This is a genomic window from Starkeya nomas (assembly GCF_902703545.1).
Classification (GTDB): Bacteria; Pseudomonadota; Alphaproteobacteria; order Rhizobiales; family Xanthobacteraceae; genus Ancylobacter; species Ancylobacter moscoviensis.
In genome coordinates, this window is record NZ_CACSAS010000001.1 from 1,861,604 (window position 1) to 1,878,599 (window position 16,996).

General features: G+C 67.8%; 15 protein-coding genes. 7 read left to right on the forward strand and 8 right to left on the reverse strand.

Annotated features, from left to right (window positions below; translation table 11 throughout):
- Positions 1–40: 40 nt before the first annotated feature.
- Both STARVERO_RS08920 and STARVERO_RS08925 read left to right on the forward strand, forming a co-directional pair.
- Positions 41–1,429, forward strand: coding sequence for an MFS transporter (locus STARVERO_RS08920; protein WP_159598595.1), 1,389 nt, complete (start codon positions 41–43; stop codon positions 1,427–1,429).
- Positions 1,430–1,482: 53 nt separating this feature from the next.
- Complete coding sequence (locus STARVERO_RS08925; protein WP_159598596.1) at positions 1,483–1,662, forward strand: DUF1328 family protein; 180 nt, start codon at positions 1,483–1,485, stop codon at positions 1,660–1,662.
- 10 nt (positions 1,663–1,672) lie between these two features.
- Here STARVERO_RS08925 and STARVERO_RS08930 read toward each other — a convergent pair whose 3' ends face one another.
- A complete protein-coding gene (locus tag STARVERO_RS08930; RefSeq protein WP_159598597.1) occupies positions 1,673–2,350 on the reverse strand; it encodes a superoxide dismutase in 678 nt (225 codons plus the stop codon).
- Between the two features lie 144 nt (positions 2,351–2,494).
- On the opposite strand from STARVERO_RS08930, the gene STARVERO_RS23670 reads away from it, so the two are divergent.
- On the forward strand, positions 2,495–2,626 hold the full coding sequence (locus STARVERO_RS23670; protein WP_272482968.1) for a hypothetical protein: 132 nt from the start codon (positions 2,495–2,497) through the stop codon (positions 2,624–2,626).
- Positions 2,627–2,725: 99 nt separating this feature from the next.
- Here STARVERO_RS23670 and rpoD read toward each other — a convergent pair whose 3' ends face one another.
- The 5 genes from rpoD to STARVERO_RS08955 form a co-directional block, all read right to left on the reverse strand.
- A complete protein-coding gene (rpoD, locus tag STARVERO_RS08935; RefSeq protein WP_144342349.1) occupies positions 2,726–4,723 on the reverse strand; it encodes an RNA polymerase sigma factor RpoD in 1,998 nt (665 codons plus the stop codon).
- Between the two features lie 175 nt (positions 4,724–4,898).
- A complete protein-coding gene (gene dnaG / locus STARVERO_RS08940) occupies positions 4,899–6,827 on the reverse strand; it encodes a DNA primase (RefSeq protein WP_159598598.1) in 1,929 nt (642 codons plus the stop codon).
- 135 nt (positions 6,828–6,962) lie between these two features.
- A complete protein-coding gene (locus STARVERO_RS08945; protein WP_159598599.1) occupies positions 6,963–7,265 on the reverse strand; it encodes an AzlD family protein in 303 nt (100 codons plus the stop codon).
- Positions 7,262–7,987: an AzlC family ABC transporter permease gene (locus STARVERO_RS08950; protein ID WP_159598600.1), complete on the reverse strand. Its 726-nt coding sequence runs from the start codon at positions 7,985–7,987 to the stop codon at positions 7,262–7,264. The genes STARVERO_RS08945 and STARVERO_RS08950 overlap by 4 nt, the downstream gene beginning before the upstream one ends.
- Before the next feature lie 82 nt (positions 7,988–8,069).
- Complete coding sequence (locus tag STARVERO_RS08955; protein ID WP_144342345.1) at positions 8,070–8,528, reverse strand: GatB/YqeY domain-containing protein; 459 nt, start codon at positions 8,526–8,528, stop codon at positions 8,070–8,072.
- A 222-nt stretch (positions 8,529–8,750) separates the two neighbouring features.
- Between STARVERO_RS08955 and carA the strand changes: the two genes are divergently transcribed.
- The 4 genes from carA to STARVERO_RS08975 all read left to right on the forward strand — a co-directional run bounded on the left by carA (position 8,751) and on the right by STARVERO_RS08975 (position 15,304).
- The gene (gene carA, locus STARVERO_RS08960) at positions 8,751–9,953 is read left to right on the forward strand and encodes a glutamine-hydrolyzing carbamoyl-phosphate synthase small subunit (protein ID WP_159598601.1); all 1,203 of its coding nucleotides are present in this window, start codon (positions 8,751–8,753) and stop codon (positions 9,951–9,953) included.
- 306 nt (positions 9,954–10,259) lie between these two features.
- Positions 10,260–13,595, forward strand: coding sequence for a carbamoyl-phosphate synthase large subunit (carB, locus tag STARVERO_RS08965; RefSeq protein ID WP_159598602.1), 3,336 nt, complete (start codon positions 10,260–10,262; stop codon positions 13,593–13,595).
- Positions 13,596–13,731: 136 nt separating this feature from the next.
- Entirely contained in the window at positions 13,732–14,205 is a 474-nt protein-coding gene (gene greA / locus STARVERO_RS08970; protein WP_144342342.1) for a transcription elongation factor GreA, read from the forward strand.
- A gap of 22 nt (positions 14,206–14,227) precedes the next feature.
- The gene (locus STARVERO_RS08975; protein ID WP_159598603.1) at positions 14,228–15,304 is read left to right on the forward strand and encodes a glycosyltransferase family 4 protein; all 1,077 of its coding nucleotides are present in this window, start codon (positions 14,228–14,230) and stop codon (positions 15,302–15,304) included.
- On the opposite strand, the gene STARVERO_RS08980 is transcribed toward STARVERO_RS08975, so the two are convergent.
- Entirely contained in the window at positions 15,277–16,359 is a 1,083-nt protein-coding gene (locus tag STARVERO_RS08980; protein ID WP_159598604.1) for an ELM1/GtrOC1 family putative glycosyltransferase, read from the reverse strand. The two genes, STARVERO_RS08975 and STARVERO_RS08980, sit on opposite strands and share 28 nt — an antisense overlap.
- Positions 16,356–16,994 carry a methyltransferase domain-containing protein gene (locus STARVERO_RS08985; protein ID WP_159598605.1) on the reverse strand — a complete coding sequence of 213 codons (639 nt, stop codon included), beginning with the start codon at positions 16,992–16,994 and terminating at the stop codon, positions 16,356–16,358. Before STARVERO_RS08985 ends, STARVERO_RS08980 begins: the two co-directional genes overlap by 4 nt.
- Positions 16,995–16,996: the final 2 nt, after the last annotated feature.

Here is a 16,996-nt window from a genome sequence, read left to right on the forward strand (position 1 = left end):
CCCGCCTCGCCCCCGCAGCTTCTGGCCGTCCGGTGCCATCATGTCCCAGACTCTCGGCCCTGTCGCCGCGCTCCTGCTGGGCGTCTTCTTTCTTGTAACCGGGAGCGGCCTTCAGAACACGCTGCTGCCGTTGCGCGGCGCCTTCGAAGGCTTCAGCGCCATCAATCTCGGCATATTGGGGTCGAGCTACTACCTCGGGTTCGTGGTCGGCTGTCTGGTGGTGCCGCATCTGGTGCGCCGTTCCGGGCACATCCGCGCCTTCGCCGCGCTGACCTCCGGCGTGGTGGCGACCATGGTCGCCCACCCGCTGTTCATCGACCCCTATTTCTGGTTCGCGCTGCGCACCGTCACCGGCTTCTGCTTCGCCGGCCTCTATCTCGTCATCGAGAGCTGGCTCAACGACCGCGCCACCAACCAGACGCGCGGCTTCGTGATGAGCGCCTACGTCATGGTCGACTACGCGGCGCTGACCGCCGGCCAGATGATGATCACGCTCTATCCGGTGCGCAGCTTCGAGCTGTTCGCGCTCGCCGCCATCCTGTTCTCGCTGGCGACGCTGCCGGTGGCGATCACCAGCAGCGGGCAGCCGGCACCGATCGAAACGGCGCGCATCCGGCTGCTGCGCCTGTTCCGCGCGGCGCCGGTGGCCATGGTCGGCTGCTTCGTCATCGGGCTGACCAATGGCTCGCTATGGAGCCTTGGGCCGATCTTCGGCATCGGGCGCGGCCTGACGGCGGACGGCGCCGCCACCTTCATGAGCGCCGTGGTCGTGGCCGGCGCGCTGGCGCAATGGCCCATCGGCTTCCTGTCCGACCGCATGGACCGGCGGCGCATTCTCGCCGCGCTGCTGGTCGGCGCGATGCTCGCCAGCCTCACCCTCGGCGCGATGGAATTCGGGCTTCTGGGCCTCAGCGCGCTCGGCCTGTTCTACGGCGCGCTGGCCCTGCCGGCCTATTCGCTCGCCGCCGCCCATGCCTATGACCGCACGCCGGCCTCCGACGCGGTGGAAACCGCGGCGGGGCTGCTGCTGCTCTACGGCATCGGGTCGGTGGTCGGGCCCGCCCTCGCCTCCTTCGGCATGCAGCACTACGGGCCCGGCGCGCTTTTCTTCTTCAATGCCGGTGCCTACACGCTGCTGCTGCTGTTCGTGGTCTGGCGGGTGAGCATGCGCGAGCCCGCGCGCAAGCCCGACGTGGCGGCGGAGCCGATGAGCGAGCCGATCGCCTCCACCCCGACGGGCACCGTGCCGCGCCCGGAGAGCGAGCCTCCGCGCCGGCGCTGGCCCTGGCTCCGCGCGAAAAAAACACCCAAGCGGGCTCCGACGTCTTCAGCCAAGCCCCAGGCCAGGCCATCGGCCAGCCGGGAGGAATCGTCACGGACCGCCGATACGTTTCCGGCCGAGCAGGACGGGCGCTCCGACGGCGCCTGACGCCGCTGGCGGGCGCCGCGAGCGATCCACGTCGCGCAGCGAGAAGGTGACGCATGCTGAAATACGCGGTGATTTTCCTCATCATCTCGCTCGCGGCCGGCGCGGTCGGCCTCACCAACGTGTCGAGCCTCGCACGCACCATCTCGATGGTGCTGTTCGGCCTGTTCTTCCTCGGCTTCCTGCTGCTGATCGGTCTCGCCATGATGGTCGATCACGCCATGCAGGTGCCCTGAGGGAGACGCCTCAGGCGCCGAGCCGCTCGCCGACTGCCGACCAGTTGACCCGCTCGTCCAGCACCGCCTGGATATGGGCGGGCCGCCGGTTCTCCCAGTCGAGATAGTAGGCGTGCTCCCACACGTCGATGCCGAGCAGCGGGCGCATCTTCTCGGCGATGGGATTGCCGGCATCCTTCAGCCCGACCACCGCGAGCGTGTCGCCATCCTCGACGAGCCAGACCCAGCCGGACCCGAAGACGCCGCTACCGACCTCGACGACCTGCTTCTTCAGCGCGTCGATGCCGCCGAAATCACGCTCGGCCGCCTGCACCAGCGCCGGAGGCGGCTCGGCGGGGCCATCGGTGAATTGCTGCCAATAGAAATTGTGGTTCCAGGCCTGGCCGGCATTGTTGAAGATGGCGGCCTCCTTCTCGTCAGCGGCGCGCCGGATGGCCGCCTCCAGATCGAGATCGGCATAGGGCGTGCCGGCCGTGAGCGCGTTCAGCTTGTCGAAGTAGCCCTTGTGATGCTTGCCATAGTGCAGGCCGACCGTGCGCGCCGAGATGGTTGGCGCCAACGCGCTCTCGTCATAGGGCAGAGGCGGCTGAACGAACGGCGCGGCCGCGCGCGCGATGTGCGGGCGGGCGAAGGTCGAGGCCGCCAGCGCGGCACCGGACGCGGCCAAAAGGGTGCGGCGGTTCAGCATGGGATGCTCCTTGTGCGAAGCCAGCCCCTGCGAGCCAACCGCAGCTCGCCGAAATCGTTCCCCCGCGCGAGGAAGACACAGATTGATCTACCGCAAGGCCGGCACCATCTCGAGGACTAGGCTTCCTGCATCAAGGAGGATGCCATGCCCACCGAAACCGTCATTTTCCTCGCCTTTATCGTGATCGCCTTCGGCTGCTTCGCCGCGACGCTGGCTTATGTGGATTCGTCCACCAAGCAGGCCCGTCGCCAGCATCACCCGATCCCGGGTGAATGAAGCGCCCGGCACCCTCGCCGAAGCGCCCATCGAAACGAAAAAGGCCGCGCAGTGCGCGGCCTTTTTGATTGAGCGGGCGGAGCCCGGTATCGCCGGAGCTCAGTTGTCGAGGAAGGAGCGCAGCTTGCGGCTCCGCGAAGGGTGCTTGAGCTTGCGCAGCGCCTTCGCCTCGATCTGACGGATACGCTCGCGCGTGACCGAGAACTGCTGCCCGACTTCTTCCAGCGTGTGGTCGGTGTTCATGCCGATGCCGAAACGCATGCGCAGCACGCGTTCTTCGCGCGGGGTCAACGACGCGAGGACACGCGTCGTCGTTTCGCGAAGATTGCTCTGGATCGCCGCGTCGATCGGCAGGATGGCGTTCTTGTCCTCGATGAAGTCGCCGAGGTGGCTGTCTTCCTCGTCGCCGATCGGCGTTTCGAGCGAGATCGGCTCCTTGGCGATCTTGAGGACCTTGCGGACCTTCTCCAGCGGCATGCCGAGCTTCTCGGCCAGTTCCTCCGGGGTCGGCTCGCGGCCGATCTCGTGCAGCATCTGGCGCGAGGTGCGCACGATCTTGTTGATCGTCTCGATCATGTGCACGGGGATGCGGATGGTCCTTGCCTGATCCGCGATGCTGCGGGTGATCGCCTGCCGGATCCACCAGGTCGCATAGGTCGAGAACTTGTAGCCGCGCCGGTACTCGAACTTGTCGACCGCCTTCATCAGGCCGATGTTGCCTTCCTGGATGAGGTCCAGGAACTGCAGGCCGCGGTTCGTGTACTTCTTGGCGATGGAGATGACGAGGCGCAGGTTCGCCTCCACCATTTCCTTCTTCGCCTGCCGGGCTTCCTTCTCGCCCTTCTGCACCATCTGGACGATCTTGCGGAATTCCTGGATCTCCAGCCCGGTCTCGGTGGCCAGGGCATGGATTTCCGAACGCAGGTCCTTGATGCCGTCGAGTTCCTGCCCGACGAAGCCCTTCCAGCCGCGCGAGGTGAGGTTCTTCACCCGGCTGATCCACTTCGGGTCGAGCTCGGAGCCCTGATACTGCTTGAGGAAGTCCTCGCGCGCCACGCCGAAGCTTTCGGCAAGGCGCATCAGGCGGCCCTCGAGCGACACGAGGCGCTTGTTGATGTCGTAGAGCTGCTCGACGAGGTTGTCGATGCGCGCCTGATTGAGCGACAGCGACTTCACGTCGCCGATCAGCTGGTCCTTCAGGGTCTTGTACTTGCGGTCCTGCGACGGCGAGAGGCTCTCGTTGCGGAGCTTGGACTCGACGTTCTGGTCCTGCAGGCGACGCAGCTTCTTGTAGGCGTCCGCGATGTTGTCGAAGGTCTCGAGGACCTTCGGCTTGATCTCGGCTTCCATCGCCGCGAGCGACAGGGAGTTCTCCATGTCGTCATCGTCGTCGGCCGCGATGCTCTCGCCGATGGTCGGCTCGCTCTCCTCGTCGCCGTCGGGCGCCAGCGAGCCGCCCTCGACGATGGGGCCGTTCTTCGCCTCGGGACCGGCATAGGTCGCCTCGAGATCGATGATGTCGCGGAGAAGGACCTTCCCCTCGACCAGCTCGTCGCGCCAGATGATGATGGCCTGGAAGGTCAGCGGGCTCTCGCAGAGCCCGGCGATCATCGCCTCGCGACCGGCCTCGATGCGCTTGGCGATGGCGATTTCGCCCTCGCGCGAGAGCAGCTCGACCGAACCCATCTCGCGCAGATACATGCGCACGGGGTCATCGGTGCGCTCGCCCGGCTCCGACTTGGTTTCCGAACGGATGACGGCCCGCGGGCTCGCCTCGGCCAGTTCGCCGCCGGACTCTTCCTCGTCCTCGGCCGGCTCGGCGCCCTCTTCGGCTTCCGCCTCGGCTTCGGCCTCCTCAGCCTCGACGACATTGATGCCCATTTCGTTGAGCATCGCGTAGATGTCCTCGATCTGGTCCGAGGTGTTCTGGTCCGAGGGGAGAACCTCGTTCAGCTCGTCATAGGTGACATAGCCCCGCTTCTTGGCGAGCTTGATCATCTTCCGGACGGCGGCGTCCGAAAGGTCGAGCAACGGGCTATCCGGGGTGTCGCCATCCTTCTCGGGGGCTTCCGTCGCTTCCGCTGCCTGCTTCGCCATGCGTGTGCTCCTCAAGCGCCGTGCGGTGCCCCGCCCCCGGCGTGCGACGGGGGCCTTGCGGTCCCGTCCTGTCGATCGTTCAACCCCGCTTCTCCCGCCGGCGGTCGAGAGACGCAAACAGGGCTACACGCACCACGCACGGGGGACGCGCGCGGGCGGGCAGCCCAAGGGACCTCTACATCGACCGCGCCGGGCGACCCGACGCGGCGCCGAACCCCTCTACCAAAGCTTCGGTTCCGTCAAGTGCCGCGAGCTGTCTTTGTACGTCGAGAAAGCGCGCCCAGTTCATGTCGGTGGGCTCCTCGGCAAGGCGTTTCTCGGCTTCTTTCAGATCCTTAGATAGGGCATGGCCGCGCCGGTGCAAGACCAGACGCTGGTGCCACCATAGTTCGACATCCGAGCGCGCCGCGTCCGCGAAGGCCGGCCAGTCGTGCCGCGCGATGGCGGAACGGGCGAGGCGCGCGGCAAGCGGCGCGTGGCCCTGCGATTCCAGGCGCGCCGCGAGCTTGACGGCATCGTCCGTGTCCCCGTCCATATGAGCGTCGAGCAGCGCGCGGCGCAATTCCGCCGCCTCCCGGTTCTGCAGCGGCAGGTCCGCGAGTTCCTCGGCGCACTGGTCCAGAAGCCAGGGATGATTGATGACCGCGAACAGGAGCAGAGCTTCGTTGCGCGGCATCTCCGCCGCCGCGCCGCGCACCAGCGCCGAGCGACGCATTGCCTCACCCGCCGCAGCGCCGGGCATGGGCCGCCCGTTGGGACGGCGCCCACCCCGGTTCTGGAAGCGGCCCTGATATTCGCCCGCCCCCCGGCGCGGGTTGTCGCCCGGCACCATCGCCGGCGAGAACAGGCGCCGGAAGCGGTCCATCAGTTCGCCGCGATAATGCTTGCGCACCGTCTCGTCGCCGATGACGCGCACGATCTCGCCGATGCGCGCCTCCAGCGCCGCCCGGCGCTCGGGCGTGTCGACGCTGGCGCTTTCCATCTCGCGCGACCACAGGACATCCGCCAGCGGGCGGGCCTGCGCCAACACGCCATCCACCGCCTCGCGCCCGCCGGAGCGGACGAGGTCGTCCGGGTCCTGCCCCTCCGGGAGCATGCCGAAGGACAGGCTCACGCCGGGCTTAAGATGCGGCAGGGCCAGATCGATGGCGCGATAGGCGGCGCGCCGCCCGGCCTTGTCGCCGTCGAACAGCAGGATCGGCTCGGGCGCCATCTTCCACAGCAGCGCCAGTTGCTCCTCGGTCAACGCCGTCCCGAGGGGGGCGACCGCGCCGGCAAAACCCGCCTCGACCAGCGCGATGACGTCGACATAGCCCTCGGCGGCGATCACCGGCGCGCCGTTATGCGCGGCGGCGCGGGCATTGAAGCCGTTGTAGAGCAGCGAGCCCTTGTGGAAGAGCGGGGTCTCCGGCGAGTTGAGGTATTTGGCCGGCACGTCCTTCTCCAGCGCCCGGCCGCCGAAGGCGACGACCCGGCCGCGCAGGTCGGTGATGGGAAACATCACGCGGTCGCGGAAGCGGTCATAAGGCAGCGCCACGTCCTCGGCGGAGATCAGCAGCCCCGCCTCGACCATGTCCTCGACCGGAACACCCTTGGAGCCCAGCGCCTCCTTCAGCGCGAAACGCTCGGGCAGCGCGTAGCCGAGGCGGAAGCGCCCCTGCGTTGCCGGACCAAGGCCGCGATCGGCGAGATAGCCGCGCCCCTTGGCGCCGGCACGGCTCTGCAGCACCGCCTCGAAATATCTGGCGGCCAGTTCCATCACCTCATGCAGCGTCTTGCGCCGGGTCTCGCGCTGCTCCTCCTCGCGCGACTGCACCGGCATGGGCAGGCCGGCCATGCCGGCGAGCCGTTCCACCGCCTCGGGAAAGGGCAGGCCCTCGACCTCCATCAGGAAGTCGAACTGGTCGCCATGCTTGCCCGAGGAGAAGCAGTGGTAGAAGCCCTTCTGGTCATTGACGTAGAAGGATGGCGTCTTCTCGGGATTGAAGGGCGACAGCCCCCGCCATTCCCGCCCCTGCTTCTTCAGCTGCACGCGCTTGCCCACCACCTCCGACACCGGGAGGCGGGCACGGATCTCGTCGAGGAACGAGGGCGGAAAGCGCATGGGAGGACGAGTCTCACCGAGAGGTCGGACAAGCATCATAGCAGGCCGGCGGAGCACCGCCGCGCCGGAAGAGGTCGGGATGGCGGGATTTCTGCCCGGGACGGGTGATCATCCCCGCTGTCCCCAGCCGTCAGCTCACCCCATATAGGTGCGCCAGAGCGCCGCGGCGAGAATGCCGAGCGCGATCGCCGGCAGGGCCTTGCGCAGCACCAGCGTGCCCACGACCGCCACCGCCACGGCGACATAGGCCGCCGCGCCGCCGCGCACCGTCGCCGGCACGACGATCGCCACCAGCACCGATCCCGCGAGATAGCGCAGGAACGCCTCCACACGGGCGGACATCGGAACGAAGCCGACGAGGAAGATGCCACCGGCGCGCGTCGCATAGGTGATGAGCGTCATGGCGAAGATGATGAGCAGCGCGTCGACAGTGCTCATGGCCGCGTCATCTCGTCGCGCACGAGGCCGGCGATGCCGCCGGCGAGCCCGCCTGCCAGTACATGCCAGTTGGGCGGCAGGAACCAGACCGCCCCCATGGCGGCGAGGCCCGCCACCAGCCAGGGCAGGTCGTCGATCCGGCCACGCCGCAGGCCCACCAGCGTCGTGGCGAAGAAGGTCACGAGCACGAGGTCGAGGGCGTAGGTCTTCACGTCGTCGAGCGTGAGTCCGCCGGCCACCGCACCGATGACGCTCGCCGTCACCCAGGTCAGCCACATCAGGGCACCGGCTCCAACGAGATAGCCGAGGTCGCGTTCGCCCCGCCGCTCGGCGGCGATCAGCGCCGCCCAGTTGAGATCGCTGAGCAGCGTCATCGAGCCATAGACCTTCCAGGCCGGCAGGCCGCGGCACAGCGCCCGGAGGGAGGCGCCGAGCAGGATGTGCCGCGCATTGATGGCGAAGGTCGCGACCAGCAGCGGCAGCCAGGGGATCGGCTTCGTCCACAGATCCAGCGCCGCGAACTGCGAGGCGCCGGCGAAGACCAGCGCACTCATCAGCGCCGCGATCCAGCCTTCGAGCCCGTGGCCGCGCGCGGCGATGCCAAAGGCGACGCCGAAGACGAAGACCGGCGGCAGCACGGCGAGGATCGCCCTCGCCCCGCGCCAGCAGCCTGCCCAGGTGAGCGCGGCCCCGTGCGGGGATGGTTCAGCGGCAGGCGGCATGGCGAGAACGCGACGTTGGGCGCGGGTTGGAGAGGGCCCGGGGAAGACGGCGTGATGGAACGGTTGACTTGCAGCCGGCGGATCAGCCCGCCGTCAGCAGCGCCTTCACCGTGCCGCTCGCCTTGCCGAAATCCATGACACCCATGTAGCGCTCCTTCAGGGCGGCCATGGTGCGGCCCATATCCTTGAGGCCGTGGGCGTCGATCTCGGCGATCACCGCCGCGATCGCGGCCTGCGATTCGGCTTCCGTCATCTGCTGCGGCAGGAAGGACTGGATGACCGCGATCTCCTCGCGCTCCTGAGTCGCGAGGTCGACACGGCCGGCCTCCTCGTAGACCTTCGCCGATTCCTCGCGCTGCTTGATCATCTTGGCCAGCAGCCCGAGCAGTTCGTCGTCGGAGAGCGGGTCCTTGCCATGGCCGCGCGCCTCGATATCGCGATCCTTGATCGCGGCATTGACGAGGCGCAGCGTGCCGAGGCGCCGCTTGTCCTGCGCCTTCATGGCGTCTTTGAGCGAATTGTTGATCTCGTCGCGCAACACGTTCGTTATGCCTTCCTGCAATTCGCGAGGCCGCGCGCCGGAATTCTCGCTTTCCGGTCCGCACCGCTGCTCGCGATCCTGTGGTTGTCCGCCCCTGCCCCACGCGCCGCGCCCCTATCCGGCGCAGCCATCCGCAATTCGAGGCCCAGATACGCAGCGTGAGGCTGGCATCCGGCGCGGCAACCGACTAATTAGGGCACACAACGACAGGGAACAAGATCAATGAACGGTAGCGCTGAGCCGCACTCCGGCGACGACGTGTGGGCCGAGCCCCTCCCGACCGCCCTTCTCGTGCTGGCCGACGGAACGGTGCTGGAGGGCTTCGGCCTCGGCGCCACGGGCCACGCGGTCGGCGAGGTCTGCTTCAACACGGCGATGACCGGCTATCAGGAGGTGCTGACCGACCCCTCCTATGCCGGGCAGATCATCACCTTCACCTTCCCGCATATCGGCAATGTCGGCACCAACGAGGAAGACATCGAGACCGTCTCGATGGCCGGCGCCTCGGGCGTGCGCGGCGTGGTGCTGCATTCGGCGATCACCGATCCCTCGAACTACCGCGCTACCCGCCATTTCGACCAGTGGCTCAAGGCACGCGGCATCGTCGCCATCTCCGGCATCGATACCCGCGCGCTCACCGCGCTGATCCGCGACGGCGGCATGCCCAATGCGGTGATCGCCCATTCCCCGGACGGCACGTTCGACCTTCCCGCGCTGAAGAAGGAAGCCGCGCAGTGGCCCGGCCTCGTCGGCATGGACCTGGTGCCGATGGTCACCAGCAGTCAGCGCTTCACCTGGGACGAGACGCCCTGGACCTGGCCGGAAGGCTACGGCCACCAGAAGGCGCCGGCGCACCACGTCGTCGCCGTCGACTACGGCATCAAGCGCAACATCCTGCGCCTGCTCGCCCGCGCCGGCTGCAAGGTGACGGTCGTTCCCGCCACCACCTCGGCGGAGGAGATCCTCGCCCTCAATCCCGACGGCGTGTTCCTCTCCAACGGCCCCGGCGACCCGGCGGCGACGGGCGAATATGCCGTGCCGGTGATCCGCGAGATCATCGACCGCGGCGTGCCGACCTTCGGCATCTGCCTCGGCCACCAGATGATCAGCCTCGCGGTGGGCGGGCGCACGGTGAAGATGCATCAGGGCCATCACGGCGCGAACCATCCGGTCAAGGACATGACCACCGGCAAGGTCGAGATCACCTCGATGAACCATGGCTTCGCGGTTGACCGCGACAGCCTGCCGGCCACCGCCACCGAGACCCATGTCTCGCTGTTCGACGGCTCCAACGCCGGTATCGCGCTGACCGACAAGCCGGTGTTTTCGGTGCAGTACCACCCCGAGGCCAGCCCCGGCCCGCAGGACAGCCATTATCTCTTCGACCGCTTCGTCGAGATGATCGCGAAGAAAAAGGCCGCCTAGGCGCCAGCGCGCCGACAGTCCCTTGGCAAAGCCCTCCCGGCTGCGATCGGAAATGTTCGCGCTCGCGCCCGGCGGCGGGCCGACCGTCAACAACGGTTCGACGCGGCTGTCCGTCCGGGGCAAAGGGGTCATGTCGGCAACGCGGGCCTGTGCCCTTCCCCCTCGGGGGAATCTAGGTTAAGGGAAGCCCCCAATTGCGGGGGCTCCCCTCGCCCAGAAAGTTCAATCCGGGTCCGCCCAAGGACGCGTTGCACAGCGCGTCCTTTTTCGTGCGCCCGGACAAATGCGCGAGCCGCACGGGATCCGATGCCGAAACGCACAGATATCTCCACCATCCTCATCATCGGCGCCGGCCCTATCGTTATCGGCCAGGCCTGCGAGTTCGATTATTCCGGCACCCAGGCGTGCAAGACGCTCAAGGCCGAGGGCTACCGGGTGGTCCTCGTCAATTCCAATCCGGCGACGATCATGACCGATCCCGATCTCGCCGATGCCACCTATATCGAACCCATCACCCCGGAAATCGTCGCCAAGATCATCGCCCGGGAACGCCACGCGATCCCCGGCGGCTTCGCGCTGCTGCCGACCATGGGCGGCCAGACCGCGCTGAACTGCGCGCTGTCGCTGCGCAAGATGGGCGTGCTGGACGAGTATGACGTCGAGATGATCGGCGCCACCGCCGAGGCCATCGACAAGGCCGAGGACCGCGAGCTGTTCCGCGACGCGATGACCAAGATCGGCCTCGACACACCGCGCTCGCGCCAGATCAAGACGCTGCCGCAGGCCCTGGAGGCGCTGGAGGAAGTCGGCCTGCCGGCGATCATCCGCCCGTCCTTCACCATGGGCGGCCTGGGCGGCGGCATTGCCTACAACAAGTCCGAGTACATCGAGATCATCGAGCGCGGCATCGACGCCTCGCCCACCAACGAGGTGCTGGTCGAGGAAAGCGTGCTCGGCTGGAAGGAGTACGAGATGGAGGTCGTCCGCGACAAGGCGGACAACTGCATCATCGTCTGCTCCATCGAGAACATCGACCCGATGGGCGTCCATACGGGCGATTCCATCACCGTGGCTCCCGCGCTGACGCTGACCGACAAGGAATATCAGCGCATGCGCGACGCCTCGCTCGCCGTGCTGCGCGAGATCGGCGTCGAGACCGGCGGTTCCAACGTGCAGTTCGCGATCGACCCGGAGACGGGCCGCATGATCGTGATCGAGATGAACCCGCGCGTCTCGCGCTCCTCGGCTCTGGCCTCGAAGGCGACGGGCTTCCCCATCGCCAAGGTCGCCGCGCGCCTTGCCGTCGGCTACACGCTGGACGAGATCGCCAACGACATCACCGGCGGCGCCACCCCGGCCTCGTTCGAGCCGACCATCGACTACGTCGTCACCAAGATCCCGCGCTTCGCCTTCGAGAAGTTCCCCGGCTCCGAGCCGATCCTCACCACCTCGATGAAATCGGTGGGCGAGGCGATGGCGATCGGCCGTACCTTCCAGGAATCCCTGCAGAAGGCGCTGCGCTCGCTGGAGACCGGCCTCACCGGCCTCGACGAGATCGAGATCGAGGGTCTGGGTCTCGGCGACGACAAGAACGCCATCCGCGCCGCCATCGGCACGCCGACGCCCGACCGCCTGCTCAAGGTGGCGCAGGCCATGCGCCTCGGCCTCGACGACGAGGCGATCCACGCCGGCTGCAAGATCGACCCCTGGTTCCTCGAACAGATCCGCGAGATCGTCGAGACGGAAGCCAAGGTGCGCGCGCACGGCCTGCCGAAGACCGCCGGCGCCTTCCGCAAGCTGAAGGCGATGGGCTTCTCGGATTCGCGCCTCGCCGGCCTCGCCCGGCTGCACGAGGCGGAAGTCTCGGCCCAGCGCCGCGCGCTCGACGTGCGCCCGGTCTACAAGCGCATCGACACCTGCGCGGCCGAATTCGCCGCGCCGACCGCCTACATGTATTCGTCCTACGAGACGCCCTTCGCCGGCACGCCCGCCGATGAATCGCGCCCTTCCGACCGGAAGAAGGTGGCGATCCTCGGCGGCGGACCGAACCGCATCGGCCAGGGCATCGAGTTCGACTATTGCTGCTGCCATGCCGCCTTCGCGCTGAAGGATGCCGGGTACGAGACCATCATGGTCAACTGCAACCCGGAGACGGTCTCCACCGACTACGACACCTCGGACCGGCTCTATTTCGAGCCGCTGACCGCCGAGGACGTGATCGAGATACTCGACCGCGAGCGCGCCAACGGCACGCTGCACGGCGTCATCGTGCAGTTCGGCGGGCAGACACCGCTCAAGCTCGCCCGCGCGCTGGAAGAGGCGGAAATCCCGATCCTCGGCACCTCGCCCGAAGCGATCGACCTCGCCGAGGACCGCGACCGCTTCAAGACGCTGCTGGACAAGCTCAAGCTGCGCCAGCCGGCGAACGGCATCGCCTATTCGGTCGAGCAGGCCCGTCTCGTCACCGCCGACCTCGGCTATCCCCTGGTCGTGCGCCCCTCCTACGTGCTGGGCGGGCGGGCGATGCAGATCATCCATGAGGAAAGCCAGCTCGGCGACTACCTGCTGGGCACCCTGCCCGGGCTGGTGCCGAACGACATCAAGGCGCGCTACCCCAACGACAAGACCGGCCAGATCAACACGCTGCTGGGCAAGAACCCGCTGCTGTTCGACCGCTATCTCTCGGATGCCATCGAGGTCGATGTCGACTGCCTCTCCGACGGCAAGGACACCTTCATCTGCGGGATCATGGAGCACATCGAGGAAGCCGGCATCCATTCGGGTGATTCGGCCTGCTCGCTGCCGCCCTACTCGCTCAAGCCGGAAACCATCGCCGAGCTGGAGGCGCAGACCCGCAAAATGGCGCTGGCGCTCGGCGTCGGTGGCCTGATGAACGTCCAGTACGCCATCAAGGACGGCACGATCTACGTGCTGGAGGTCAATCCGCGCGCCTCGCGCACGGTGCCCTTCGTCGCCAAGGTGGTCGGCCAGCCCTTCGCCAAGATCGCCGCCCGCGTCATGGCGGGCGAGGATCTCGCTTCGTTCAAGCTCACCCCCTTCGCGGGCGACCATGTGGCGGTGAAGGAAGCGGTGTTCCCCTTCGCGCGCTTCCCCGGTGTCGACACGGTGCTCGGCCCGGAGATGCGCTCGACCGGCGAGGTGATGGGGCTCGACAGCTCCTTCCCCGTCGCCTTCGCCAAGAGCCAGCTCGGCGGCGGCACCAAGGTGCCGACCTCGGGCACGGTGTTCGTCTCGGTGCGCGACGACGACAAGTCGCGCATCCTCGACGCGGCGCGGCTTTTGGTCTCGCTCGGCTTCAAGGTGATCGCCACCTCCGGCACCCAGCGTTTCCTGGCCGAGCACGACGTGCCCAGCGCCAAGATCAACAAGGTACTGGAAGGCCGTCCGCATATCGTCGACGCGATCAAGAACGGCGAGGTGCAGCTCGTCTTCAACACGACTGAGGGCGCGCAAGCGCTGGCCGATTCCCGGTCGCTGCGCCGCGCCGCCCTCTTGCACAAAGTGCCGTATTACACCACGCTATCAGGTGCCATAGCGGCGGCGCGGGGGATCAAGGCCTATATCGGCGGCGATCTGGAAGTGCGTGCCCTGCAGGACTACTTCAACTCCGGCCGGTTCTGATGGCGCCTTCGCGGCGCAGACAAACCGCCGCGAACGACGGAAATAGAAAGCCCGCGCGGGTGGTTCATCGAGGGCCCACGGCCCGATGAACCCCCGCGGGGGCTTCGTTTGCTTTTGGGAGGTCAAGAAAAGACCAATGGAAAAGATTCCGATGACCGCTGGCGGCCATGCCGCCCTGGAGAGCGAGCTCAAGCAGCGCCAGCAGGTCGAGCGCCCGCGCATCATCGAGGCCATTTCCGAGGCCCGCGCCCACGGCGACCTGTCCGAGAACGCCGAGTACCATGCCGCCAAGGAGCAGCAGGCGCTCAACGAGGGTCGCATCGCCGACCTCGAGGACAAGCTCTCGCGCGCGGAGATCATCGACGTCGCCAAGCTCACCGGCGACATCGTCAAGTTCGGCGCCACCGTGACCCTCATCGACGAGGACACGGAAGAGGAGAAGAGCTGGCAGATCGTCGGCGACATGGAAGCCGACGCGAAGGCCGGCCGCATCTCCATCTCCTCGCCGCTGGCGCGCGCGCTCATCGGCAAGAAGCTCGGCACCTCCGTGGAAGTGGTCACGCCCAAGGGCGCCCGCTCCTACGAGATCGCCGGCGTCCGCTTCGCCTGAACGGAACGCATCGGACGTACACATGACGGAGAAGACGGCGGTTGATCCGGCACGGCTCGAAGTCGTGGCGCCGAATTTCAAGCGCCGCCTTTCCGGTGTGACCTCGACGCTGGAACGTGTCGTTCCCTACCAGGCCCGGGATGTCGGCATCGCCGCTCTCGGGCCGCGTCTCGCCCCCGGCGTGCCGCGCATCGGTTTTCTCGATCTGCGCCGTCTCTGGCGCCGTCCCGCATCCCGACGCACGCGCATCTGGCACGCCCGGCGCAATGTCGAGATGCTGGCCGGCGTCGTGCTGCGCGACGTATTGCGCATGCCGCTCACGCTGGTCTTCACCTCCGCCTCGCAGCGCTGGCACACGCGGTGGAGCCGCTTCCTCATTTCCCGCATGGACGCGGTCATCGCCACCTCGGCGAAGACGGCCTCCTATCTCCAGCGCCCTTCCACCGTGATCCACCACGGTATCGACACCGGCACCTTCGTGCCCGCCCCCGACAAGGCGCAGGCCCGCAAGGCGGTGGGGCTGCCGGAAGACCTGAAGATGGTCGGCTGCTTCGGCCGCATCCGCGCGCAGAAAGGCACGGATGTCTTCGTGGATGCGCTGATCCGCATCCTGCCGGACCATCCCGGCTGGGGCGGCGTGGTTTTGGGCCGCGCCACCGGCGCGCACACCGCCTTCTTCGCCGAGCAACGCGAGAAGGTGGAGAAGGCCGGCCTTGCCGACCGTATCCTGTTCCCCGGCGAGGTCGCGACCTCCGATATCGCGCCCTGGTATCGCGCGCTCGACCTCTATGTGGCCCCGCAGCGCTGGGAAGGCTTCGGCGTTACCCCGCTGGAGGCGATGGCTTCCGGCGTGCCGGTGGTGGCGACCATGGTCGGCGCCTTCGAGGAGTTGGTCGTCGAGGGCAAGACCGGCACCATGATTCCTCCGGGGGACGTCGAGGCGATGGCCGGGGCGGTCGAGGCTTTCATGCAGCTCGACGAAGCCGGCCGCGCGACGCGCGCCGAGGCCTCTCGCCGCCACATCCTCGAATCGCACTCGATCGAGGTGGAAGCGAAGCGGATCAATGCCGTCTATGACGAGGTCTGGGCGACCCGCTGAGCCGAGGCCTCTGCTTCCGGCACCGTCAGCCCCAGCACCGGGGCGATGATGGCGGCGAGTTCGCCCCGCACATCCGTGGCGGGAGGCGCCAGCTTCACCAGCGTTCTCGCGAACTGCTCGGCGGTGACCGTGCCGAGCGGCAGGATGGCGAGGCTTTCCGCTTCCGCCGGCCCTGCCCAGCTCTTCGCCGCCCAGGCCGAGATCGCCTCGCTGGCGTAACCATCATGAACCTTGGCCGAGCGCAGGCCGATGACCGGCCGGCCGGCGGTCAGCCCCTCGGCCAGCATGCTCATGGAATCTTCCGTCACCGCCACCGCATCCGCCCCGAACAGCGACCGCACCGAGCCGGGGCCGGCGTTGCGGTAGTCGATGAACTCGGCCAGCACGCCTTCCTTGTCGAGCGCGGCGATCTGCGCGCCGACCTCGTCCGGCGTGCGGCGCGAGGTGGAGACGCGCCAGCGCACGCCGTACTCCTTCGCCACCTCCCGCACGAGCCGGACCAGCGCGTCCCACTCGCCGGAGGGCCATTCCTTACGATAGGCGGTGCCGCCGACCAGCAGGGCGATCTCGGCGCCCTTGAGATCGGCCGGCGTGCCGAGGCGGCGCGGCGGCGCGTAATCGGCGGGATCGACGACGGAGGGAATGAGCGCCCAGGCCGAACGCGGGTTGCCGGCCGCGCGCGGCGAGGCGACGACCATCAGGCTCACCTCGCGCGTGTCATAGCCGCCGATGCCGCCCGAATAGAGGAAGGGCACGCCGCCGAAGACCCGGCTGATGAGGATGCCGGCCGCAATCGTTGGACGACCGGAACCGATGATGACGTCCGGCTTCTCCAGACGGTCCGCCTCGATACCGTACATGGCCCGCAGCCAGTAGCGCGCGTCCTTGCCATAGCGGCGCATGATGAACTTGCGCACGTCGTCATGCGCGAACCAGCTCGGGCGGATGTCGAGCCGCGTCACCTCGATGGGCGCCAGCCGCCCGACCGCCAGCGCGACACCTTCCGCCTGATTGAAATGCCCCGGCTTCTTGTCGCGCAGGACGAGCAGCTTCACCGGGAAGCTCCCCGCGGCTTCGCCCCGAACAGCTTGCGCTGCGCCGAGCGGGTGAGCTTCTGGGCGCGGTAGATGGCCCGCTCGCGCGCCCGCACGGCGAGGCCGGTCAGTCCCCCCACCTCGCCGTCCCAGGTCTTGAAGGCCACGCGGGCGCGGCGGTGGATCGGCATCTGGCGGATGTTCGGGAAATGGGGCTTGAGCCGCGCCAGCCACCACTCGGCGCCATGCTGCGAGACATGGGCGTTGCGCCCGTCCGAAAGCAGCATCTTGGCCGGCCCGGTATCGATGACGAACAGCGCATGGCCGGCGCTCGCCGCGATGGAGGCGAGCACGGTATCGATCTCCTCGTCGGGGATGTGCTCCATCACATCGACATTGACGGCCAGCTCCACCCGCTTGCCCGGCAGCGTCGAGATTTCCGGGATGGCCGGATCGTAGCGATGGATCTCGGGGATGCCCGCCTTGGCCGCGATGAGGAAGGCGAGATTGCTCTGGCCGCAGCCGAAATCGATCAGCGAGGCGGGCTTGAGCGCCAGGATGTGCGGCAGCATGTCGGCCAGCGCATGGCGCGCGGTGGCGCCGTAGCGGTGGCGCGAATGCAGCTTCGCGTATTCGTCGACCAAGCTGTATTCCATTC